The sequence below is a fragment of the Pseudomonas sp. 21LCFQ010 genome (assembly GCF_024129905.1).
Lineage (GTDB): Bacteria > Pseudomonadota > Gammaproteobacteria > Pseudomonadales > Pseudomonadaceae > Aquipseudomonas.
Window position 1 is genome coordinate 137254 of record NZ_JAMYDZ010000010.1, and the last position, 22415, is coordinate 159668.

Sequence of the window (22415 nt, forward strand, 5' to 3'; positions counted from 1 at the left end):
TTCGAGGGGAAGCCTGTAGTAAAGAGTGAGAGCGCACACAACTGCGGCGCTCTTCTACAACTCAGGGAGGCGGTCCAGCGGCCGCACTCGCCTGATGGGAAAAAGATATCAGCCTTCAGATGATCCAGCGGCGTCGCAGGTCACCGTTTCGACGATCTTTTCCAGTTTCTGCAGCCGACGAGCCATATCATCGAGCTTGCGCAGTCGTGCGGCACTCTTGCGCCACTCCGCTGCCGGCTGCATGGCCGTGCCTGACGAATAGGAGCCAGGCTCGGTGATCGAGTGAGTCACCATGGTCATGCCGGTGATGAACACACCGTCGCAAATCTCGATATGTCCGACCAGACCCACACCACCGGCGAGCATGCAATGCTTGCCGATCCTGGTGCTGCCAGAGATACCGACACAAGCCGCCATCGCGGTGTGGTCACCGACCTGCACGTTGTGGGCAATCTGAATCTGGTTGTCCAGCTTCACACCGTTACCGATGCGGGTATCGGCCAGCGCACCGCGATCAATGGCCGTATTGACGCCGATTTCCACATCGTCACCAATGACCACGCCGCCGATCTGGGCAATTTTCTGCCAGACGCCCTTCTGATTGGCAAAACCGAAGCCTTCGCCACCCAGCACGGCACCGGACTGAATGACCACTCGCTGACCAATGCGCACATCGTGATACAGCGTGACACGTGGCGCCAGCCAGCCGCCCTCGCCAATCACACTGCGTGCACCGATGAAGCATTGGGCACCGACCGTAACATTCGCGCCGATCTGCACGCCGCTCTCGATCACGGCAAAAGCGCCGATACTTGCACTCGGATCGACCTGCGCATCATCAGCGACAACCGCCGTCGGGTGAATCCCGGCAGCAGCTTTTGGCTTGGGGTCGAACAGGTGCGAAATGCGCGCATAAGCCAGATACGGATCCGGCACCAGCAACGCATCGCCGGCATAGCCTTCGGCATCAGCTGGTTTGAGCAGCACGGCACCGGCCTGGGTCTCATTGAGAAACTTGCGATATTGCGGGTTGGCCAGAAAGCTGACCTGCTCAGGACCCGCCTCTTGCAAAGTGGCGAGTCCGGCGATGTCCTTGTCCCCGTCGCCACGCAAGGTGGCGTCCAGGAACTCGGCCAAACGGCCGAGCTTGATGGAGGCGCTCATGGTTACTTCAGCTGGTTCATACGCTCGATGACCTGGCGGGTCACGTCGTATTGAGGCTTGACGTCGATCACGGCGCCACGCTCGAACACCAGGTCAAAACCGCCCTTCTTGATAACCTCTTCAACAGCCTGATCCAGCTTAGGCTTCAGTTGCTTGAGCATTTCGCGGTCAGCAACGGCTTTGGCTTCGCTCAGTTCCTTGGACTGGAACTGGTAGTCACGGGCCTTTTGCTTGAATTCCAGCTCAAGACGCTCGCGCTCAGGCTGGGCCATCTTGTCGCCGCCGCTGACCAGACGGTCCTGGATACCCTTGGCACTGGTTTCCAGGCTTTTCAGTTTGGTGAACTGAGGGCCAAATTTCTTCTCGGCATCCACGGCGTACTTCTTCGCCGCATCGGATTCCAGCAGAGCCATCTGATAGTTCAGCACGGCAATTTTCATGTCTGCCAACGCCGGGGTTGCAACAAGAACGGTGGCCAGCAGTACCAATTGAGTCAACTTACGCACGATACACTCCTACAGAATTCGTTATCGTTTTCGGGAGCCAGACCCTTAGAAGGTCTGGCCCAGGGAAAATTGGAACACTTGGGTTTCGGAATCGTTGTCCGGTTTCTTGATCGGCATCGCTAGCGCGAAGCTCAGCGGGCCAAGCGCGGTAATCCAGGTCACACCGACACCAACCGAGCTGGCCATGCCGGAGAAGTCGACGTTATTGCACTCGACAGGCTCGTTGTTGATGGTTCGGCTGGAGCTGCAATTGCTGTCGAAGACGTTACCTACGTCCCAGAACAGCGAAGTGCGCAAGGAGCGCTGGTCCTTGATGAACGGCAGTGGGAACATCAGCTCCACACCGCCCTGCACCAGCACGTTGCCACCAAATGGCAGCGGATCCTGATCCGGGTCGGCGATGGTACCTGGGCGACCACCATCGGCCTCACCGCGGCTCGGTGTACTGCGCGGACCAAGGGTGCTGTCCTTGAAGCCACGTACCGAGTTGAAGCCACCGGCGTAGTAGTTCTCGTAGAACGGCAGGCCACTGGTCGAACCGTAACCGTCGCCATAACCCAGCTCGGTGTGCAGACGCAGGGTGTAGGTGTCGCTGATCGGATAGAAGTACTGGCCGCGGTAGTCAAGCTTGAAGAACGACAGGTCGCTACCTGGCAGGGTCGACTCAAGCACCAGGCTTTGCGAGTGACCACGGGTCGGCAACACGCCTTTGTTGAGGGTCGATTCGGACCAGCCGACAGACGCCTTGAAGTTCAGGAAGCTGCTGCCCTCACGGTCGATGAAGTCGAAAATCTCTTCAACGGTGTAGGTACCGGTCTTGATCTTGTCCTGCTGCACGTTCAGGCCATAGGTCAGACGCGAGGTTTCGCTGATCGGGTAACCCAGGCTGATACCGGCACCGTAGCTGTCTACCGCATAGCTTGCCACGTCGACGTCGAGGTCATCGTAGTTGGTGCTGCGATAGAAGGCGTTGTAGCCCAGGCTCACACCATCGGGCGTCCAGTACGGATCGACATAGCTGAAGTTATAACGGCTCTGGTATTCGCTGCGGGTCAGGCCGATGCTGACCTTGTTACCGGTACCGAGGAAGTTGTTCTGGCTGATCGAACCACCAAGGATCAGACCGGCGCTCTGGGCGAAACCGACGCTGGCGGTGATCGAACCGGAGGCCTGCTCTTCAACGGTGTAGTTCACATCGACCTGGTCGTCGGTGCCCGGCACCGCCGGGGTCTCGACGTTGACTTCCTTGAAGAAGCCCAGGCGATCCAGACGGGTTTTGGACTGATCGATCAAATAAGTCGAAGCCCAGCCGCCTTCCATCTGGCGCATTTCACGGCGCAGCACTTCGTCGGCCGACTTGGTGTTGCCGCGGAAGTTGATGCGGTTGACGTAGGCACGCTTGCCCGGATCGACCACGAAAGTGATATCGACGGTGTGATCCTGATCATTTGGCGTCGGCACGCCGTTGACGTTGGCGAAGGTGTAGCCTTCGTTACCCAGACGCCGGGTAATCAGTTCGGAAGTCGTGGTCATGACCTTGCGCGAGAACACCTGGCCAGGCTGCACCAGCATCAGCGACTTGACCTGATCCTCGGGCACCTTGAGGTCGCCACTGAGCTTGACCGAGTTGACGCTGTACTTTTCGCCTTCGTTGACGTTGACCGTGATGTACACGCTCTTTTTGTCAGGCGTGATCGAGACCTGGGTCGAGGCGATATCCATGTTGATATAGCCGCGGTCCAGGTAGTAGGAGCGCAGGCGCTCCAGGTCGCCGGAGAGTTTCTCACGGGCGTACTTGTCATCGTTCTTGAAGAACGACAGCCAGTTGGTGGTCTTGAGCTCGAACAGGTCGATCAGGTCCTGATCGGGGAACACCGTATTGCCCACCACGTTGATGTGCTGGATAGCGGCAACGGTGCCTTCGTCGATGTTGATCTTCAGGCCCACGCGGTTACGCGGCTGCGGCACGACTTCGGCCTTCACTTCAGCCGAGTAGCGGCCCTGGGCAACATACTGACGCTGCAGCTCGTTACGCACGCCCTCAAGGGTGGCGCGCTGGAAGATCTCGCCTTCAGCCAGGCCTGACTGCTTGAGGCCTTTGGTGAGGTCTTCAGTGGAAATGGCCTTGTTGCCTTCGATCTCGATACTGGCTACCGACGGACGCTCGACTACAGTAATGACCAGGACGTTGCCCTCGCGGCCCAACTGGATGTCCTGGAAGAACCCGGTCTTGAACAGCGCACGAGTGGCTTCGACCAGACGACCATCGTCTGCGTGCTCGCCGACGTTCAATGGCAGCGCACCAAAGACGCTGCCGGCGGATACCCGCTGCAGGCCATTGACACGAATATCGGAGATGGTGAAGGACTCGGCGTGAACTTCAGCAATCATCAGTGCGGCAAGAGCCGCAGTTAGCAGCAGACGTTTCATGAAGTCCTTTTATTCCAACTGGCAATAAACAAGCTGCCGCTGATGCGGCAGATTCGTAACGGAACGAAGCTTCAGAGTCGGCCCAGATCGTTGACCAGCGCGAGCAGCATAACGCCCACCACCAGACTGATACCGATCTGAACGCCCCAACCCTGTACCCTTTCCGACAACGGGCGACCACGCGCCCACTCGATCAGGTAGAACAGCAAATGCCCCCCATCCAACACTGGAATGGGCAGCAAATTGAGAACCCCCAGGCTTATGCTCAGATACGCCAGGAAATTCAGGAAGTCACCCACGCCCGACTGGGCTGAAGCGCCCGCCACTTTAGCAATGGTTATCGGTCCACTCAAGTTTTTTACCGATAGCTCCCCGAACAACATTTTCTTCAAGGATTCGAGGGTCAGCACACTCATGTTCCAGGTGCGTTTGAAGCCTTCGGCCACCGCTTCCAGCGGCCCGTAGCTGACTTCACGCAGCATGTGTGCAGGCCATTCACCGCCTTTCACACCGGCACCGAGGTAGCCGGTCGCGGCCGCAGCCTCGCCACGGGCCGCCAGCGTGACGGGAATATCCAGTTGCACACCATCGCGCTCGATACGCACGGAAATCTGCACACCGGGTCGCTCACGCACCCAGTCGACCACCTGTTGCCACTCACTGACCGGCTGCTCGTTCAACGCCACCAGGCGATCACCGGTTTTCAGACCGGCTGCCTGTGCTGGCCCTTTGGAGTCGAGCTCGGCCAGCACTGGTGACAGCACCGGGCGCCACGGCTGGATCCCCAGCGAGCGGATCGGATCCGGCTCCTCGGCGCCCTTGAGCCAATCCTTGAGCACCAACTGACGAGAAGTCTCGGTAGCTGAACCTTCGTCACGCACCTTGAGATCGACCGTGCCGGTTTCACCCAGACGACGCACCAGCTGCAGGTTCACCGCCGCCCAACCGCTGGTCGCCTTGCCGTCAACCGCCACGATTTCCTGGCCGGCCTGCAAACCGGCCTGCTGAGCGATACTGCCTTGCTCGACCGAACCGACGACCGGTCGAACCTGCTGACTGCCCAGCATGGCCAGCGCCCAGAAAAACACGATGGCGAGAATGAAGTTGGCCGCAGGACCGGCGATGACAATGGCGATGCGCTGATAGACCGTCTTGCGATTGAACGACTGCCCGGCAAGCTCGGGCGGCACGTGCCCTTCGCGCTCGTCGAGCATCTTCACATAACCGCCCAGCGGAATGGCGGCCACGACGAACTCGGTGCCATGACGATCATGCCACCGCACCAGCGGCGTACCGAAGCCAACCGAGAACCGCAGAACCTTGACCCCGCAACGACGCGCCACCCAGAAATGGCCGAACTCGTGGAAGGTCACCAACACACCCAGGGCGATCAGAGTCCCCAGGATCATGTACAAAGCGCTCATCAACTTTCTCCGGGGACCGGCTTGCCGGCCAGTGAGTCAATCATCGCAAGCCTGTCGCTTGCCCCTGATGCCGCACAAAACCCCAAGCGTCCGAAAATTTCATCGCCCATTGCGTTCCAGCCAGTGCGCAGCCAAAGTCCGCGCCCGGGCATCCATGGCGAAAACAGTCTCCAGCTCATTGACCGGGACCACCGGCTCCTGATTCAGAACCGACTCAATCATACTCGCGATATCCAGATAGCCAATGCGCCGATCGAGAAACGCGGCCACGGCCACTTCATTGACCGCATTGAGTAACGCCGGCGCACTGCCGCCCGCCTCCGCCGCCTGGCGCGCCAGGCGCAGACAGGGAAAGCGCTGTTCATCCGGCGCTTCGAAATTCAACTGACCGATACGAAACAGATCCAGCGGCTCGACACCCGAATCGATACGCGCAGGCCAGGCCAGCGCATTGGCGATGGGGGTACGCATGTCCGGATTGCCCAGTTGAGCCAGCACCGAACCATCCACGTAATCGACCAGCGAGTGAACCACGCTTTGCGGATGAATGACTACTTCGACCTGGTCAGGCCGGGCATCGAACAGCCAGCAGGCCTCGATAAGTTCGAGACCCTTGTTCATCATGGTGGCCGAGTCGACCGAGATCTTGCGCCCCATCGACCAGACAGGATGCGCGCAAGCCTGCTCAGGCGTTACTGCCTGCAATTGCTCAAGCGGGGTCTGCCGGAACGGCCCACCGGAAGCGGTCAGCAGGATCCGCCGGACACCCACTGCGCCCAACCCGCGAGAAAAGTCACCGGGCAGGCACTGGAAAATTGCATTGTGCTCACTGTCGATCGGCAGCAGCAGCGCACCACTGCGGCGCACGGCCTCCATGAACAAGGCGCCGGACATCACCAGCGCCTCCTTGTTGGCCAGCAGCACTTTTTTGCCAGCCTCCACCGCCGCCAGGGTCGGGCGCAAGCCGGCGGCCCCCACGATAGCGGCCATGACCGCATCGACTTCAGGGTGCGCAGCCACTTCGCAGAGCCCATCCTCACCCAACAGCACTCGGGTTCCGAGGCCAGCACCGATCAGCGCGGCCTGCAGGCGTCCGGCAGCTTCAAACGTCGGCACCACTGCATAGCGCGGCTGATGACGCACGCACAACTTCAACAGCTCATCCAGACGGGTGAAACCGCTCAACGCGAAAACCTTGAACAATTCAGGATGGCGAGCAATGACATCCAGCGTGCTCAGACCAATCGAACCGGTCGCGCCAAGCACCGTTACCTGTTGCACCTTGCTCACATCACACCCCAATCAGCGATCCACAACAGCACCGCGAACACCGGCACTGCGGCTGTCAGGCTATCGATACGATCCAGCACACCGCCATGACCCGGCAGCAGATTGCTGCTGTCCTTGATCCCGGACTGACGCTTGAACATGCTTTCGGTCAGATCACCGACAACGGAAATCAGCACGATAACCGCCGCAGCGGCCAGGCCCGCGACAAACTCACCGAACGACCAGTCACGCATGACACCCACCACGAAGGTGAGCATCAGACTGACCGCCAGGCCACCATAAACCCCCTCCCAGCTCTTGCCGGGACTGACTTTTGGCGCCAGTTTGCGTTTGCCGATCGCCTTGCCAGTGAAATAGGCACCAATGTCTGCCGCCCATACCAGCACCATCACCGACAGGATCAACCAGTTGCCCAGCGGCCACTGCTTGATCAGCACCAGACCTTGCCAGGCCGGCAGCAAAATCGCCAGGCCGATGGCCAGCTTGCACAGTGCACTGGCCCAATGCTCGCTGGACGCCGGGTAGGTGAGCACCAGCCAGGTTGCCACCAGCCACCAGATGACCGCAGCGGTGAGCACCCAAGGCGCCAGGCCCGGCAACAGATAAAGCAGAAACAGCAGCACAGCGATGGCCGCTGCATAACCGATACGCATCGACTGACTGGCAAACCCTGCCAGCCTGGCCCACTCCCAACCGCCCAGCACCACAACCGCACCAATGAACAGCGCGAAATTGGCACCCTTGAGCAGAAAGAACCCACACAGGGCAATCGGCAGCAGAATAAGCGCAGTGATGATCCGTTGTTTGAGCATCAGGCACGGGCTCCGGCTTCGACCTGCTCGCTGGTTTTACCAAAGCGGCGCTGGCGCGAAGCAAAATCGGCCAGCGCAGTGCGCATGGCGTCGTGTTTGAAGTCCGGCCAAAAAAGGTCGGAGAAGTACAGCTCGGCATAGGCCAGCTGCCAAAGCAGAAAATTGCTGATCCGGTGCTCGCCACCGGTGCGAATGCACAGATCGGGCAACGGCAGATCGCCGGTAGACAGGCAAGATTGCAACAGCTCGGGCGTGACGTCCTCAGGCTTCAGATGACCTGCCTGCACTTCGCGCGCCAGCCGCTGCGCAGCCTGGGCAATGTCCCACTGGCCGCCGTAGTTGGCAGCGACCTGCAGCACAAAGCGATTGCTGCCGGCGGTAGCCTGCTCGGCCTCACGCATGGCCGCCTGCAACTCTGGATGAAAACGGCTGCGATCACCAATGATCCGCAAGCTGATTTCGTTCTCGTTCAAGCGCCGGGTCTCACGACGCAGCGCTGTGAGGAACAACTCCATCAGCGCACCCACCTCATCGGCCGGGCGCTGCCAGTTCTCGCTGGAGAACGCAAACAGGGTCAACACTTCGACCCCGGCCTCGGCACACACCTCGATCACGGCGCGCACCGCATCCACACCAGCCTTGTGGCCGGCGACACCGGGCAGCAGGCGTTTTTTCGCCCAGCGATTGTTGCCATCCATGATGATCGCGACATGGCGCGGCACTGAAGACAGTGCCGCCTGCTTGGTCTTTTCCATTAAAAAACCCCGACCTCAAACGGCCATCAGGTCTTTTTCTTTGGCTTCCAGTGCCTTGTCGACTTCAGCGACATATTTGTCGGTGAGCTTTTGCAGCTCATCGGCGGCACGACGCTCTTCGTCTTCGCTGATTTCCTTGTCTTTGGACAGCTTCTTCAGGTCAGCCAGAGCATCACGACGCACGTTGCGCACTGCAACCTTGGCGTCTTCTGCCACACCACGCGCCTGCTTGGTGTAACCCTTGCGGGTCTCTTCGGTCAGGGCAGGCATCGGTACACGAATGGTGGTACCGGCACTGCTCGGGTTCAGACCCAGGTCGGAGGTCAGGATGGCCTTCTCGATGGCCGCGCCGAGATTCTTGTCGTGAGCGACGATCTTCAGGGTACGCGCGTCTTCGACGCTGATTGCGGCAACCTGGTTAAGTGGCATCTCGCTGCCCCAGGCAGTCACCTTGACGCTGTCGAGGATGCTGGGGTGTGCACGGCCGGTGCGGATCGAAGCCAGGTTACGGCCCAGCGCTTCGAGCGACTTGCCCATACGTTCCTGGGCATCTTTCTTGATGTCGTTGATCATTATCGAACTTCCTCGATCAGGGTTCCTTCAGCGCCACCTTGCACAATATTGAGCAGGGCGCCGGGCTTGTTCATATTGAAGACACGCAACGGCATCTTGTGGTCGCGGCACAGGCAGATTGCAGTCAGGTCCATCACACCCAATTTGCGATCGAGCACCTCATCGTAAGACAGGTGATCGAACTTCTCGGCATTAGGATCCTTGAACGGATCAGCGGTATAAACGCCATCCACCTTGGTAGCCTTGAGCACAACGTCGGCATCGATTTCGATGGCCCGCAGGCACGCGGCCGAGTCAGTGGTGAAGAACGGATTGCCGGTGCCGGCCGCGAAGATCACCACTTCCTTGGCGTTCAAGTGACGCATGGCCTTGCGCCGATCATAGTGATCGGTCACGCCGGTCATGGAAATGGAGGACATCACGATGGCAGTGATATTGGCGCGCTCCAGAGCGTCACGCATGGCCAGCGCGTTCATCACGGTGGCAAGCATGCCCATGTGATCGCCTGTCACCCGATCCATGCCGGCCGCGCTCAGCGCTGCACCACGGAACAGGTTGCCACCACCAATCACCAACCCTACCTGAACACCGATGCCGACCAGTTGGCCGACTTCCAGCGCCATGCGGTCGAGCACCTTGGGATCGATGCCGAAATCCTCGGAGCCCATCAGGGCTTCGCCGCTAAGTTTGAGTAGAATGCGTTTATAGCGAGCCTGATGACCACTGCCCTGCTGAGCCATTGCGAATCTCTCCTGCGGCATTACTTGATTATGAAATCCATACAGGCCTGACGACCTGCGTCAACTTTAGTCTGACGCTACCGGGGCGCCAGAAAAAGCTGCCTTGCAGACCATGCCTGCAAGCAAAAATTCCTCTGTTTCTTTTGAAAAAGAGGCCGCACGCATGAGCGGGCAGCCTCTTTTTCAGCCTGCAGTACGACAGTTGAAAACCGTCTTACTTCTTGCTGGCAGCCACTTGAGCGGCAACTTCTTCAGCGAAGTTATCAACCGGCTTCTCGATGCCGTCACCCACTTTGAAGTAAGTGAAGGAAACGATCTCGGCACCGGCTTTCTTGGCCAGCTCGCCAACCTTGACTTCCGGGTTCTTGACGAAAGGCTGCTCGACCAGGCTGGCTTCAGCCAGGAACTTGGAGATACGGCCTTTGATCATGTTTTCAACGATGTTCTCAGGCTTGCCCTTGATCTTGTCTTCGTTCAGTTGCAGGAAGACACCCTTCTCGCGCTCGATCGCTTCAGCCGAAACTTCCGAAGGCAGCAGGAACTCAGGGTTGGTCGCCGCAACGTGCATGGCGATGTCTTTGGCCAGCTCGCTGTCGCCGCCCTTGAGGACCACAACCACGCCGATCTTGTTGCCGTGCAGGTAAGCACCCAGCACGTCACCTTCAACACGGACCAGACGGCGAATGTTGACGTTTTCGCCAGTCTTGCCGACCAGTACCAGACGGTCAGCTTCTTGAGCTTCGATCAGTGGCTCGACAGTGGTCAGCTTCTCTGCGAAGGCTTTTTCGACGCTGGCAGCAACGAATGCCTTGAAGTCTTCCTGCAGGGCCAGGAAGTCGGTCTGCGAGTTGACTTCCAGCAGGACAGCGGATTTACCGTCGTCCTTGATGGCGATAGCGCCTTCAGCAGCAACGTTGCCAGCTTTCTTGGCAGCCTTGATGGCACCGGAAGCGCGCATGTCGTCGATTGCCTTTTCGATGTCGCCGCCGGCCTTGGTCAGGGCCTTTTTGCAATCCATCATGCCTTCGCCGGTACGCTCACGCAGTTCTTTGACCAGCGCCGCAGTAATCTCTGCCATTTCAAAATCCTCTTGGATAGGTTTTAACCACACCACCCGAAGTCACGGGCGTTCAAATTCTTGAAAAACCATCTTGGCAGCAGCAGATGACAACATAGCCATGGCCGCGCCAGCCGATGTTTTCCGAGGTGGCAAAAAGGGGGCCAAGCCCCCTTTTTGCGTACTGAGTCAACGCCTGGCGTTGGTTACTCAGCCTTCTACAGCAGCAGCCGGAGCTTCTTCGTAGACTTCGGTGCCGCCAGCAACGTTGTTGCGACCACGGATGACGGCATCAGCCATCGAACCCATGTACAGCTGGATGGCGCGAATGGCGTCATCGTTACCCGGGATCACGTAGTCAACGCCTTCCGGGCTGCTGTTGGTATCGACAACGCCGATGACCGGGATGCCCAGCTTGTTGGCTTCGGTGATTGCAATGCGCTCGTGATCAACGTCGATAACGAACAGGGCATCAGGCAGGCCGCCCATGTCCTTGATACCACCCAGGCTGCGATCCAGTTTTTCCAGATCACGGCTGCGCATCAGGGCTTCTTTCTTGGTCAGCTTGGCGAAGGTACCGTCTTCAGCCTGGACTTCCAGTTCGCGCAGACGCTTGATCGACTGACGAATGGTTTTGAAGTTGGTCAGCATGCCGCCCAACCAGCGGTGATCGACGTACGGCGAGCCGCAGCGTGCTGCTTCTTCAGCAACGATCTTGCCAACGGAACGCTTGGTGCCGACGAACAGGATCTTGTTCTTGCCGTTAGCCAGACGCTCTACGAACGACAGGGCGTCGTTGAACATCGGCAGGGTTTTTTCCAGGTTGATGATGTGAATCTTGTTGCGCGCGCCGAAAATGTACTTGCCCATTTTCGGGTTCCAGTAACGGGTCTGGTGGCCGAAGTGCACACCGGCCTTCAGCATATCGCGCATATTGACTTGGGACATGATAGTTCCTTGATAAGTCGGGTTAGGCCTCCACGCATCCCAATGACCAACCGGCGGCTTTGCCAACGGCACCCAGGTCATCGTGTCGACACGTGTGTGGGTTTATGCTCCAGGGGCAGCCCCTGCAAAGCGGCGCACTTTATATCACATAAAGCTGACAAACAAAACCCACAGTTATTACAGGCTGATTGATCGCCCTGCGTATCCGGTGCCGGGGATCGCCACCAGAGGCCCGGCGGTCTGTTAGAATCGGCGCTTTGTGCATTACCGAGAGCGCCCGAATGACTGTCAGCATTAAAAATCACGAAGACATCGAAAAGATGCGCATCGCGGGCCGCCTGGCCGCCGAAGTACTGGAAATGATCGAGCCCCACGTGAAGGCCGGCGTCACCACCGAGGCACTGGACCGCATCTGCCACGATTACATCGTCAACGTTCAGCAAGCGATTCCGGCACCGCTGAACTACAAAGGCTTTCCCAAGTCGATCTGCACCTCGATCAACCATGTGGTGTGCCACGGCATTCCGGCCGACAAACCGCTCAAGAACGGCGACATCCTGAACATCGACATCACCGTCATCAAGGATGGCTATTACGGTGACACCAGCAAGATGTTCCATGTCGGCCAGGTGCCGGAGTGGGCCGAACGCCTGTCACGCGTCACTCAGGAGTGCCTGTATAAAGGCATCGAGGTCGTCCGTCCTGGCGCCCGGCTGGGCGATATCGGTGAAGTCATCCAGAAGCACGCTGAAAAGAACGGCTTTTCGGTGGTCCGTGAATTCTGCGGCCACGGCATCGGCAAGGTCTTTCACGAGGAGCCACAGGTGCTGCATTATGGCCAGGCCGGCACGGGCATGGAGCTCAAGGAAGGCATGACCTTCACCATCGAGCCGATGATCAATCAGGGCCGCGCCGAAACCAAGATCCTCGGCGACGGCTGGACTGCGATCACCAAGGACCGCAAGCTCTCGGCACAGTGGGAACACACTCTGGTCGTCACCGCTGACGGTTACGAGATCTTCACCCTGCGCAGCGACGACACCATCGCCCGTACCAACGCTGGCTGACAACCACTGACCCGAAGGAAAGCCACGCCCATGCCGCAGGTGGATCCCGAATTGTTCGACCGCGGCCAGTTCCAGGCTGAACTGGCCCTGAAGTCCAGCCCCATCGCCGCGTTCAAGAAGGCCATTCGCCAGGCGCGCGAGGTGCTTGACCAACGCTTTCGCGAAGGCCGCGAGATCCGTCGCCTGATCGAGGACCGCGCCTGGTTCGTCGATAACATCCTGCAACAGGCCTGGAGCCAGTTCCAATGGCAACCTCAGGCCGACATCGCCCTGCTGGCGGTGGGCGGCTACGGGCGCGGCGAGCTGCACCCCTATTCCGATATCGACCTGCTGATCCTGCTCGACAAGGACGATCACGAAGTCTTTCGTGACTCCATCGAGCGGTTTCTGACCCTGCTGTGGGATATTGGCCTGGAAGTCGGGCAAAGCGTGCGCTCGGTGCAAGAGTGCGCCAGCGAAGCCAAAGCCGACCTGACGGTCATCACCAACCTGATGGAAAGCCGCACCATTGCAGGCCCCGAACGCTTGCGCGAGCACATGCTCGAAGCCACCAGCACCGGTCACCTGTGGCCGAGCAAGGATTTCTTCCTCGCCAAACGGGCTGAGCAGCGCGCCCGCCACCACAAGTACAACGACACGGAATATAACCTCGAACCCAACGTCAAGGGTTCACCGGGCGGCCTGCGCGATATCCAGACCATCCTCTGGGTCGCCCGTCGCCAGTACGGCACCCTGAACCTGCAGGCCATGGCCGGTGCCGGCTTTCTGCTGGAAAGCGAGAACCAGTTGCTGGCCTCCTCGCAGGAGTTTCTCTGGAAGGTGCGCTACGCCCTGCACATGCTGGCCGGGCGCGCCGAAGACCGTCTGCTGTTCGACCATCAACGCTCCATTGCTGCGCTGCTTGGCTACCAGGACACCGACTCCAAGCGTGCCGTCGAAAACTTCATGCAGAAGTATTACCGGGTGGTGATGAGCATCGCCCAGTTGAGCGACCTGATCATCCAGCACTTCGAGGAAGTCATCCTCTGCGAGGATGACGGCAACACCCAGCCACTGAACTCACGCTTCCAGCTCCATGATGGCTATATAGAAGCTACGCGTCCGAATGTCTTCAAGCGCACCCCTTTTGCGATCATCGAGATTTTCGTGCTGATGGCACAAAACCCCGAGATCAAAGGCGTGCGGGCCAATACCATCCGCCTGCTGCGTGAGCACCGGTACCTGATCGACGACGAGTTCCGCAACGATATTCGCAATACCAGCCTGTTCATCGAGCTGTTCAAATGCGAGACGGGCATCCACCGCAATCTGCGACGCATGAACCGTTACGGCATCCTCGGCCTGTACCTGCCGGAATTCGGGCATATCGTCGGGCAAATGCAACACGACCTGTTTCATATTTATACCGTCGATGCCCACACCCTCAACCTCATCAAACACCTGCGCAAGTTGCAGTACACCGAGGTGTCGGAGAAATTCCCGCTGGCCAGCAAGATCATGGCCCGCCTGCCCAAGCCGGAGCTGATCTACCTGGCCGGGCTGTACCACGATATCGGCAAAGGCCGCGGTGGCGATCACTCGGAGCTCGGCGCCGTCGACGCCGAAGTCTTCGGCCACCGCCACCAGCTACCGGTGTGGGACACGCGGCTGATTGTCTGGCTGGTGAGCAACCACCTGGTCATGTCGACGACCGCGCAACGCAAGGACCTGTCCGACCCGCAGGTGATTCACGACTTCGCCCTGTTTGTCGGTGATGAAGTGCATCTGGATTACCTGTATGTACTGACCGTGGCCGATATCAATGCCACCAACCCGACCCTCTGGAACTCGTGGCGGGCCAGCCTGTTGCGCCAGCTGTATACCGAGACCAAGCGTGCACTGCGCCGCGGCCTGGAAAACCCGGTGGACCGTGAAGAGCAGATTCGCCGCACCCAGACCGCCGCCCTGGACATTCTGGTGCGCAATGGCACCGACCCGGACGATGTGGAACAGCTCTGGTCAGGGCTGGGCGATGATTACTTTCTGCGCCATACCGCCGGTGACGTGGCCTGGCACAGTGATGCGATCCTGCAACAGCCAGTCAACGGCGGCCCGCTGGTGCTGATCAAGGAAACCACCCAACGCGAATTCGAGGGCGCGACGCAGATCTTCATCTACGCCGCCGACCAGCACGATTTCTTCGCTGTGACGGTGGCCGCCATGGCCCAGTTGAACCTCAATATTCATGACGCACGGATCATCACTTCCAGCAGCCAGTTCACCCTCGACACCTACATCGTGCTCGACAGCGATGGTGGCTCGATTGGCGACAATCCGCAGCGCATCGAAGAAATTCGCCAGGGCCTGACCGAGGCCCTGCGCAACCCGGACGACTACCCGACCATCATCAAGCGCCGGGTGCCGCGTCAGCTCAAGCACTTCAGCTTTGCTCCGCAGGTCACCATCCATAACGACGCCCAGCGCCCGGTCACGGTGCTGGAGCTACTGGCGCCGGATCGCCCCGGGCTGCTGGCACGGATTGGCAAGATCTTCCTGGAGTTCGACCTGTCGCTGCAGAACGCCAAGATTGCCACCCTGGGCGAGCGGGTCGAAGACGTGTTTTTCATCACCGATGCCGACAACCAGCCGTTGTCCGACCCGCAACTGTGTGCCCGCCTGCAGGAAGCCATTGTCGAACAACTGAACGTCAACAGCGAACCGGACGGCGGATTTCGCCTGAGTATCTGAATTTATCCATTTACGGCGCCCGGCTCAGGGCGCCTTGCACCTTGAGACATTTGCCTCATGAACAACGCCATGCAACAGCTTCAGCCCTACCCGTTCGAAAAGCTGCGTGCCCTGCTCGGCAGCGTGACGCCCAACCCCGACAAGCGCCCCATCGCCCTGTCGATCGGCGAGCCCAAGCACAAATCGCCGGCGTTCGTGGCCAAGGCGCTGGCTGACAATCTCGATCAGATGGCGGTGTACCCGACCACCCTGGGCCTGCCGGCCTTGCGTGAAGCCATCGGCCACTGGTGCGAACGACGCTTTGGCGTGCCCGTCGGCTGGATCGACCCGGCCCGCCACGTACTGCCGGTCAACGGCACCCGTGAGGCGCTGTTTGCCTTCACCCAGACCGTGGTCAACCGCGAAGCGGGCGGCCTGGTGGTCAGCCCCAATCCGTTCTACCAGATCTACGAAGGTGCGGCGTTTCTGGCCGGCGCTCAGCCGCATTACCTTCCCTGCCTGAACGACAACGGCTTCAACCCGGATTTCGACGCGGTGGCCCCGCACATCTGGCAGCGCTGCCAGATCCTGTTCCTGTGCTCGCCGGGCAACCCCACCGGTGCACTGATTCCGCTCGAAACCCTGAAAAAACTGATCGCCCTGGCCGACCAGTACGACTTCGTGATCGCCGCCGACGAATGCTACAGCGAGCTGTACTTCGACGAGCAAAGCCCGCCACCCGGCCTGCTGAGTGCCTGCGCCGAACTGGGCCGCCAGGATTTCAAGCGCTGCGTGGTGTTTCACAGCCTGTCCAAGCGCTCCAACCTGCCAGGCCTGCGCTCCGGCTTTGTGGCCGGCGACGCCGAGATCCTCAAGGCCTTCTTGCTGTATCGCACCTACCACGGCTGCGCCATGCCGGTACAAACCCAACTGGCCAGCATCGCAGCCTGGAACGACGAAGACCACGTGCGCAGCAACCGCGACCTGTACCGTGAGAAATTCGACGCCGTGCTCGACATTCTAAGCCCGGTGATGGACGTGCAACGCCCGGACGGCAGCTTCTACCTGTGGCCCAGCGTCGGCCAGGACGACGCCGCATTCTGCCGCGACCTGTACGCTGAACAGCACGTCACTGTAGTGCCAGGTTCGTACCTGTCGCGTGAAGTGGACGGCTTCAACCCCGGCGCCGGCCGCGTGCGCCTGGCCCTGGTCGCACCACTGGCCGAGTGCATCGAAGCGGCTGAGCGGATTCGGGCGTTTGTAACCCGCTGACGTCCCGGCCCTGCTCCACGGCATGCAATGTGCCGTGGGGCACCATTCAGATAGCAGGCGACATCAACCCGTATAACTTTCTCCAATTCCTCCGACGGCTATAGTATCTGGCTACAAAGCCGATACATCAGGCAAACCCATATCAAGGATGAATTCTGGATGACTTCCGTCAACAACCTGCCCAACGCGGCCATTGCCACCTACGGCCGCATGGGCGCGGCGAATCAGGTCAGCACCGGCAACGGCAAGCAGACCACCTCGCAAGCCGAGGTAGCGGGCCAGCCATCGCAAACAACCGATCAGGCAACCTTCTCCAGCACGGCCGTGCAGATGAGTCAGACCACCAACGCTGCCTCGGGACAGTTTCCGGGTCGTCCCGGCATGAGCACCTCGGCGCTGGTCATGGCGACCGGCAATCCGGGACTGGTCAGCAGCTCGAAAGACCTGACGTTCCCTCAAGTCGCCAGCGACGCCCGTGCCCGGCTGGATGCGAAATACGCCCAGATGCAGGCCGGCGGTGCGCCGTATGACGCCAACAGCTACGAAGGTCGGGATACCCATTCGTTGCTGGGCGACCTGGACCGCCGCTCGTTGTATGCCGTCAGCAGCAACAAGGATGGCCTGTTTACCAAGGCCGAGCAGACTGCTGCAGCTAACGCCATGGGCCGACAAGTGGGTATCGCGATGGGACTGTATGACAGCAATGCTGCAGCAGCCTTCGGAGCCGATCCTGCGAAGTCCTACAAGGCAGGCCTGGACTTCCTCAATAACGTCAGCCCCGAAGAGAAGAACTCGGCAGGCTGGCTTGAGCAACACATCAAGCTCGAAGAAGCCTTGACCTCCGTCGCCAAAGAAAAGAAGCCCGACGTACAAAAAACACTGTTCGACATCATTGCCGAAATGTACGCCGAGCAGGCCGAGGACGAACAAGCCGAGCCCCCGCCCGGTGGCGCCTCAGACAGCGCCAGTAGCGCCACGCCGACCTCGGCGTCCACCTCAACGAACAAAACGCAATCATCCGGAGCATAAACTCCGTTCTGATAGCCAACTTGCCATAATGAAGCCCCTTTTGTACGAAAAGTAGGCGAGCGAAGGTCAGGCAAGGCAAAAATAGGCGAGGAAGCGACCGGAGTCGCGCTCGACTTTACGGGTGTAAATGAGCATTCCGAGCCTGTTTTTAACGCAGCATGACCGAACGCAGGCACTTTTCGTACAAAACCTAAAGCCCTGTGCCCGGATTGTCCGACAGATATCGAGACAGGCCGGGCGCAGCACGTGTGGGCATGGCATGATCACCGGCTGTTTTCAGCGATGCATGGGAAGTTTCGGCAATGGCCAATACCGCCAACGACAGCAAGGTCGTACGCATTTACGGCATCAAGGCCTGGAATGCTGCACCGCTCAACGATAAATCTATGTAAATCAACAGCTTGAATAAAAAAAGGCCTCTTTTTAGACGGCCTTTTTTGTGCGTGTGGCACCCAGCAAAATCAGGGGATTGTGGTTGGGTTTTGGGGAGGGACAGGACGGAATTTCAAACTTTACTGCCCGCCCGTTTGTGGATAGCATTTAGAATTCAAAATGCCACTACACGGATGAAACGGTTATGACAAGCAAGACTGAGCTGATTGCTAAGATCAATGCCAGAACGGCCCTCAGCGCCAAAGCGGCCGAAGACAAAGCTCAGCGGAAAAATTTTTTCTTCGCTCAGGCGCGGAAATTTAATACAACGCTTACGAAAATGCTGGATGACATTCCAGAGATAAAGATCACCACCTTCTCAACTCAGGCTGAATCCGATGACCCCGAATCTACTTCTTGGTCAATTACGCTATTTGAGCAGACCATTGATCTAACTCCATTTGAAAGAGATGGCGAATACAGCCTCAAGGCTGACAATCTTTTTGATGAGCAAGTCTTTTTTACTCCGGAAGTGTCTGGTCTCTGGGTAGCCACCAAAGAAGACGGGCAGCGTATCACCCTGAACCATGAGACACTTTTTGGACGACTTTACGAGTTCACCACTGAACGGCCAGCCAGTAAAACAATTAAACTTTGGGATTGAAGGCCAAATAAGTAGGCATACTCCGCCACACTCGCTTGGCTTGACGCATCAGTTGTATTTAGTCAAGTCAAGCGCCACCTCATAAGCTCTTGTAATATCCGTTTCTGGCAGGGAGAACTCTAATTAGACGCCGTCACCAGCCGTAACCTCCCCCGCCACACGACCCTCTCCCGCTCGCTCAACAGCTCAAACGCCAGGTCCTCGGCCTTCATGCCACCCTTGCAGCAGGTCCAACCCTCTACACCATCCAGGTGTCAGTGGCTTAGTCTCGACGGTCGGCTACGTTGATTGCCAATTTTGCAAAACGTATGAGAAGGGCTTACAGGCTATGGACACATCACTGGGTGGGCGGAAACAAACCCGGTCGAAGTGACCAGGGCGGCCAAGGTAACCATCAAACGAGAGCGGCTGACGCTTGACCTTTGGCAGGCAACTTATGAGCAGGCCAAGCAGCCTTGGTTGAAGCGTGCAATGGAACTTGCTGTTCTGACTGGCCAGCGGCGGGATGATATCGCCTCGATGCTATTCAAAGATGAGCGCGACGGATTCTTGCATGTTGTGCAATCGAAGACCAAGACACGACTGCGAATAAGTACCGCACTGAGGCTTGAGTCCTTGAACCTGGAACTTGGCACCGTAATAAAGCAGTGCCGGGACCGAGTTCTGTCACAACATCTGGTGCATCATACACGCACTGTCAGCAGGGCGAAGGCCGGCTCTCCGATAGTGCTCGACACTTTGAGTAGGGAGTTTGCTGCAGCCCGCGATAGAGCGGCCGCAAAGCTGGGCATTGTTCTTGGCAATAGCCCGCCGACATTTCACGAAATGCGCTCGTTGGCGGCCAGGCTGCATGATGCAGAGGGCCGAGATCCGCAGGCACTGCTGGGGCACAGGTCCGCAAAAATGACGGACCTTTACCGAGATAGTAGAGGAGCAGAATGGATTGACGTAGCTTAGCGCTCTCGATCCTGCGGATCGAAATATAAGGGGATATTATAATGGTCAACCAAAAATGATCTACCACTGCCAGCATGAATACCCTTGCTGGCAAAATTTAAACCATCCTCTATTTCACCCAATTCAACATCCGGGTAGTTTTCAACCATAACCTTACGCCACTCATGGGTAACTTGAGCAGCATTTTTATTAAAGTTATAAATCAAAAATGCGCCACAATCTTCACCTGCCATCCCGGTCATATATCGCGTAGTGAGTTGCGCCCAACCTTTTTGAAGGGTCGCATAACAAGTATGAATTTTTGCCTCCCCGTACCATAGATAATCACCATGCTCAATGGTTATATCTACATGACCGCCCACTTGCTTATCATGACTAGCATTAAAACCTAACGAGTGGAATTGCGAGATGACATGAAAAGTTATTTTATCCTCACCCATACCCTCGAAATGATTTCTGCCTCTTACCATATTCTTAATGGTGCGCGAAATCACATGCCGAATGACATCAACAAAATCGCCGTAGCTCTCTATCGCAGACGAAACAGCACCTCTGAAAATCGGATTTAAGTCCTTTTCCCTAGCAGCCTTCAGAGTTAGAGCGGTCATAGAACCACCTCGAACTCTATAATCACCCTACTCTCTACATCCGGATCATCTATGACCGCGTTACTAATTGGATGATAGAGCTCACCGAACTTTAAATAATGATTAACCACATCATTACCAAGCCTGACCAAGCCATATTCATCATCCACATAAAAATAAACATAGTTTAAAACATCAACCCTCCTATTAGATAGGAGCTCAATAATTTCGGCCAACCGACCATCGCCGCCTTCAAAATTTTCAACCTCGAAAATTTTGCGCAGCCTTACAAATGAAAGAATTGCTCCCGCATAGGCCTGTAAACGTCCTCTAGCGTCACTTATCACGCTTTCCGCTTCAGAGCTTCCTATCGGAATGGCCATAATCATATTGAATATGCGAGCAAACGTTCATATGCAAAATCGAACGAAGCCTTTTCAGTACACCCTAAAATCAGAGCATGACGCACATCCCCTGTAGAGAGAGACTTATAACTACCTGGAATACTTAAGATAGGCTGATCCGCGCTCATAACGATTTTCCAGCTAACGCTTAATCTGTAAATATCAATTGTATCAGGGATTTTGGCGGTTGCGATGGCATTGCGACCACCGGCATGCCAAGTTTCAATGCGAAGATCAGCAGTATTTCTCTTCATCTTCTCTTTCTTCACAGAGCCGCCTATGGCCGTGACAAAACCGAGCTCACAGACATTTCCATCTTTAGAATTGTAAATCTTGTCCATCGCACTAAAAAAATTAAGGGACGGAGAAGACTGGAAACTCGGCAACGCACTTTTTAACGCAGCAGAAATCAGAGCATCATACTTTTTCAGCCTTCGTGAAATCTCATCTTGATTCAGCACCGCCGCCCCTGGCCTCGACACGTCCAAAATAAGATCAACGCTAACCTGATCACTCCCCGTAACCCCATGACAGATCCGAATCACATCAACATGCTCGTAGGCCGCTTTTCGGACACCGAATATTTCCGAGTATCCCGATAGCTTACCGACCGCTGCGCTATCAGCCTTTGTGACATTAATCTTTTCTCGTACCATGTACTCAGAAACAGTACTCGTCGTTATAAGTACTTGACTCGAAAGTTTCTCGATATGGCGAAAATAGAATTGCTCTACGATTTTGCCACACTGATCCTTGCTTGACAGCGCAGGGTAATCTCCCGCTGGATGATTTGAGCTAACCCCGGCGTTTGTAAGCCCTTTGATAAATCCATCGGCCAAGGTCAAAAACTGCGACATCGGGCACTGACCAGCTTCAAAAACCGCTATCGCTTTTGATACATTTTTCAGGTATGTCCCTACCCAGGTTACAAGAGTTGCCAAGCTAGCAAGGTCTTTTGGCTGTGCATTTGGAGAGTCGATAATTGCCTGCAAATTGGCCAGCGTCTTGGTCCAAGAGTTTGAAACCGGCAGCCCTAAGGTTCTCAGCTGGACAGTAAAATCAGGTAGGGAAATTTTGCTGCTTAGATTAGCGAGGGCGGCACTAAGGGCATTTGGGTTCGGTGTCATGCGGCGGTTCCATCCAAGGGTATGAGCCGTGGCTTTTTACCATCATCCACGTTAGGGAGAAAGCTGGACGTGCACACAGCCGCGGATCGGCATGGCATAATCGTGGGCTGAATTTTGGGGAGGTATTGGGGGAGTTTTGGGGAAGACCTGCTGCCCTATGTAAATCAATGACTTACACTCTTTACGGCATCAAAGCCTGCGACACGATGAAAAAAGCCCGTACATGGCTAGAACAACACGCCGTGAGCCATGATTTTCACGACTACAAGACCCAGGGCATCGACCGCGAACACCTGAGCCAATGGTGTGACGAACACGGTTGGCAAGTGGTGCTCAACCGCGCCGGTACGACGTTTCGCAAGCTCGAGGAGGCGCAAAAAGCCGACCTCGACCAGAACAAGGCCATCGAGCTGATGCTGGCGCAACCGTCGATGATCAAGCGCCCGGTGCTCGATCTCGGCGAGCGAACCCTGATTGGCTTCAAACCCGAACTGTATGCGGCGGCGTTGCAGTAAGCCCACGAGCTGCTGG

20 protein-coding genes and 1 pseudogene are annotated in these 22415 nt (G+C 57.4%); 7 read left to right on the forward strand and 14 right to left on the reverse strand.

Going from position 1 to position 22415, the window contains the following annotated elements:
- Positions 1–108: 108 nt before the first annotated feature.
- The 11 genes from lpxD to rpsB form a co-directional block, all read right to left on the reverse strand.
- On the reverse strand, positions 109–1164 hold the full coding sequence (lpxD, locus tag NJC38_RS14115; RefSeq protein ID WP_045488701.1) for a UDP-3-O-(3-hydroxymyristoyl)glucosamine N-acyltransferase: 1056 nt from the start codon (positions 1162–1164) through the stop codon (positions 109–111).
- A 2-nt stretch (positions 1165–1166) separates the two neighbouring features.
- Positions 1167–1670 carry an OmpH family outer membrane protein gene (locus tag NJC38_RS14120; RefSeq protein ID WP_045488698.1) on the reverse strand — a complete coding sequence of 168 codons (504 nt, stop codon included), beginning with the start codon at positions 1668–1670 and terminating at the stop codon, positions 1167–1169.
- Between the two features lie 45 nt (positions 1671–1715).
- Entirely contained in the window at positions 1716–4100 is a 2385-nt protein-coding gene (bamA, locus tag NJC38_RS14125; protein ID WP_253115206.1) for an outer membrane protein assembly factor BamA, read from the reverse strand.
- 71 nt (positions 4101–4171) lie between these two features.
- Positions 4172–5524: a sigma E protease regulator RseP gene (gene rseP, locus NJC38_RS14130; RefSeq protein ID WP_253115207.1), complete on the reverse strand. Its 1353-nt coding sequence runs from the start codon at positions 5522–5524 to the stop codon at positions 4172–4174.
- Between the two features lie 99 nt (positions 5525–5623).
- Entirely contained in the window at positions 5624–6814 is a 1191-nt protein-coding gene (gene ispC, locus NJC38_RS14135) for a 1-deoxy-D-xylulose-5-phosphate reductoisomerase (RefSeq protein ID WP_253115208.1), read from the reverse strand.
- Entirely contained in the window at positions 6811–7626 is an 816-nt protein-coding gene (locus NJC38_RS14140) for a phosphatidate cytidylyltransferase (protein ID WP_253115209.1), read from the reverse strand. The genes ispC and NJC38_RS14140 overlap by 4 nt, the downstream gene beginning before the upstream one ends.
- Entirely contained in the window at positions 7626–8381 is a 756-nt protein-coding gene (uppS, locus tag NJC38_RS14145) for a polyprenyl diphosphate synthase (RefSeq protein ID WP_045488687.1), read from the reverse strand. The genes NJC38_RS14140 and uppS overlap by 1 nt, the downstream gene beginning before the upstream one ends.
- 15 nt (positions 8382–8396) lie before the next feature.
- Entirely contained in the window at positions 8397–8954 is a 558-nt protein-coding gene (gene frr, locus NJC38_RS14150) for a ribosome recycling factor (protein ID WP_253115210.1), read from the reverse strand.
- Positions 8954–9694, reverse strand: a complete 741-nt coding sequence (gene pyrH / locus NJC38_RS14155; protein ID WP_045488672.1) for a UMP kinase — start codon at positions 9692–9694, stop codon at positions 8954–8956. Before pyrH ends, frr begins: the two co-directional genes overlap by 1 nt.
- 214 nt (positions 9695–9908) lie before the next feature.
- The gene (tsf, locus tag NJC38_RS14160; RefSeq protein ID WP_045488670.1) at positions 9909–10772 is read right to left on the reverse strand and encodes a translation elongation factor Ts; all 864 of its coding nucleotides are present in this window, start codon (positions 10770–10772) and stop codon (positions 9909–9911) included.
- Between the two features lie 189 nt (positions 10773–10961).
- Positions 10962–11699 (reverse strand): 30S ribosomal protein S2, encoded by a 738-nt coding sequence (gene rpsB / locus NJC38_RS14165; RefSeq protein WP_045488668.1) that lies wholly within the window; start codon positions 11697–11699, stop codon positions 10962–10964.
- Positions 11700–11980: 281 nt separating this feature from the next.
- Between rpsB and map the strand changes: the two genes are divergently transcribed.
- The 6 genes and pseudogenes from map to NJC38_RS14195 form a co-directional block, all read left to right on the forward strand.
- The gene (gene map / locus NJC38_RS14170) at positions 11981–12766 is read left to right on the forward strand and encodes a type I methionyl aminopeptidase (protein WP_045488666.1); all 786 of its coding nucleotides are present in this window, start codon (positions 11981–11983) and stop codon (positions 12764–12766) included.
- A gap of 30 nt (positions 12767–12796) precedes the next feature.
- The gene (locus NJC38_RS14175) at positions 12797–15493 is read left to right on the forward strand and encodes a [protein-PII] uridylyltransferase (protein ID WP_253115211.1); all 2697 of its coding nucleotides are present in this window, start codon (positions 12797–12799) and stop codon (positions 15491–15493) included.
- A 57-nt stretch (positions 15494–15550) separates the two neighbouring features.
- On the forward strand, positions 15551–16744 hold the full coding sequence (gene dapC / locus NJC38_RS14180; protein ID WP_253115212.1) for a succinyldiaminopimelate transaminase: 1194 nt from the start codon (positions 15551–15553) through the stop codon (positions 16742–16744).
- 159 nt (positions 16745–16903) lie between these two features.
- On the forward strand, positions 16904–17773 hold the full coding sequence (locus NJC38_RS14185) for a hypothetical protein (protein WP_253115213.1): 870 nt from the start codon (positions 16904–16906) through the stop codon (positions 17771–17773).
- Positions 17774–18350: 577 nt separating this feature from the next.
- Complete coding sequence (locus NJC38_RS14190) at positions 18351–18809, forward strand: hypothetical protein (RefSeq protein ID WP_253115214.1); 459 nt, start codon at positions 18351–18353, stop codon at positions 18807–18809.
- A 342-nt stretch (positions 18810–19151) separates the two neighbouring features.
- Positions 19152–19766 (forward strand): annotated as a pseudogene (locus tag NJC38_RS14195) (tyrosine-type recombinase/integrase); the annotation flags it as partial.
- Here the strand turns inward: NJC38_RS14195 and NJC38_RS14200 are convergent.
- The 3 genes from NJC38_RS14200 to NJC38_RS14210 are packed head-to-tail and all read right to left on the reverse strand — an operon-like array spanning position 19763 to position 21884.
- The gene (locus tag NJC38_RS14200; RefSeq protein ID WP_253115216.1) at positions 19763–20374 is read right to left on the reverse strand and encodes a hypothetical protein; all 612 of its coding nucleotides are present in this window, start codon (positions 20372–20374) and stop codon (positions 19763–19765) included. The pseudogene NJC38_RS14195 and the gene NJC38_RS14200 sit on opposite strands and share 4 nt — an antisense overlap.
- Positions 20371–20742 (reverse strand): hypothetical protein, encoded by a 372-nt coding sequence (locus tag NJC38_RS14205; protein WP_253115217.1) that lies wholly within the window; start codon positions 20740–20742, stop codon positions 20371–20373. Before NJC38_RS14205 ends, NJC38_RS14200 begins: the two co-directional genes overlap by 4 nt.
- Complete coding sequence (locus NJC38_RS14210; RefSeq protein WP_253115218.1) at positions 20739–21884, reverse strand: hypothetical protein; 1146 nt, start codon at positions 21882–21884, stop codon at positions 20739–20741. Before NJC38_RS14210 ends, NJC38_RS14205 begins: the two co-directional genes overlap by 4 nt.
- Positions 21885–22051: 167 nt before the next feature.
- On the opposite strand from NJC38_RS14210, the gene NJC38_RS14215 reads away from it, so the two are divergent.
- A complete protein-coding gene (locus tag NJC38_RS14215) occupies positions 22052–22399 on the forward strand; it encodes an ArsC family reductase (protein WP_253115219.1) in 348 nt (115 codons plus the stop codon).
- The last annotated feature ends 16 nt before the right edge of the window (positions 22400–22415 follow it).

What these genes read in the sequence shown, in the direction of transcription:
- lpxD (WP_045488701.1), bottom strand. Translation starts at nt 1,164, where the DNA reads ATGAGCGCCTCCATCAAGCTCGGCCGTTTGGCCGAGTTCCTGGACGCC.
- bamA (WP_253115206.1), bottom strand. Translation starts at nt 4,100, where the DNA reads ATGAAACGTCTGCTGCTAACTGCGGCTCTTGCCGCACTGATGATTGCT.
- rseP (WP_253115207.1), bottom strand. Translation starts at nt 5,524, where the DNA reads ATGAGCGCTTTGTACATGATCCTGGGGACTCTGATCGCCCTGGGTGTG.
- NJC38_RS14140 (WP_253115209.1), bottom strand. Translation starts at nt 7,626, where the DNA reads ATGCTCAAACAACGGATCATCACTGCGCTTATTCTGCTGCCGATTGCC.
- uppS (WP_045488687.1), bottom strand. Translation starts at nt 8,381, where the DNA reads ATGGAAAAGACCAAGCAGGCGGCACTGTCTTCAGTGCCGCGCCATGTC.
- frr (WP_253115210.1), bottom strand. Translation starts at nt 8,954, where the DNA reads ATGATCAACGACATCAAGAAAGATGCCCAGGAACGTATGGGCAAGTCG.
- pyrH (WP_045488672.1), bottom strand. Translation starts at nt 9,694, where the DNA reads ATGGCTCAGCAGGGCAGTGGTCATCAGGCTCGCTATAAACGCATTCTA.
- tsf (WP_045488670.1), bottom strand. Translation starts at nt 10,772, where the DNA reads ATGGCAGAGATTACTGCGGCGCTGGTCAAAGAACTGCGTGAGCGTACC.
- rpsB (WP_045488668.1), bottom strand. Translation starts at nt 11,699, where the DNA reads ATGTCCCAAGTCAATATGCGCGATATGCTGAAGGCCGGTGTGCACTTC.
- map (WP_045488666.1), top strand. Translation starts at nt 11,981, where the DNA reads ATGACTGTCAGCATTAAAAATCACGAAGACATCGAAAAGATGCGCATC.
- NJC38_RS14175 (WP_253115211.1), top strand. Translation starts at nt 12,797, where the DNA reads ATGCCGCAGGTGGATCCCGAATTGTTCGACCGCGGCCAGTTCCAGGCT.
- dapC (WP_253115212.1), top strand. Translation starts at nt 15,551, where the DNA reads ATGAACAACGCCATGCAACAGCTTCAGCCCTACCCGTTCGAAAAGCTG.
- NJC38_RS14185 (WP_253115213.1), top strand. Translation starts at nt 16,904, where the DNA reads ATGACTTCCGTCAACAACCTGCCCAACGCGGCCATTGCCACCTACGGC.
- NJC38_RS14190 (WP_253115214.1), top strand. Translation starts at nt 18,351, where the DNA reads ATGACAAGCAAGACTGAGCTGATTGCTAAGATCAATGCCAGAACGGCC.
- NJC38_RS14200 (WP_253115216.1), bottom strand. Translation starts at nt 20,374, where the DNA reads ATGACCGCTCTAACTCTGAAGGCTGCTAGGGAAAAGGACTTAAATCCG.
- NJC38_RS14205 (WP_253115217.1), bottom strand. Translation starts at nt 20,742, where the DNA reads ATGATTATGGCCATTCCGATAGGAAGCTCTGAAGCGGAAAGCGTGATA.
- NJC38_RS14210 (WP_253115218.1), bottom strand. Translation starts at nt 21,884, where the DNA reads ATGACACCGAACCCAAATGCCCTTAGTGCCGCCCTCGCTAATCTAAGC.
- NJC38_RS14215 (WP_253115219.1), top strand. Translation starts at nt 22,052, where the DNA reads ATGACTTACACTCTTTACGGCATCAAAGCCTGCGACACGATGAAAAAA.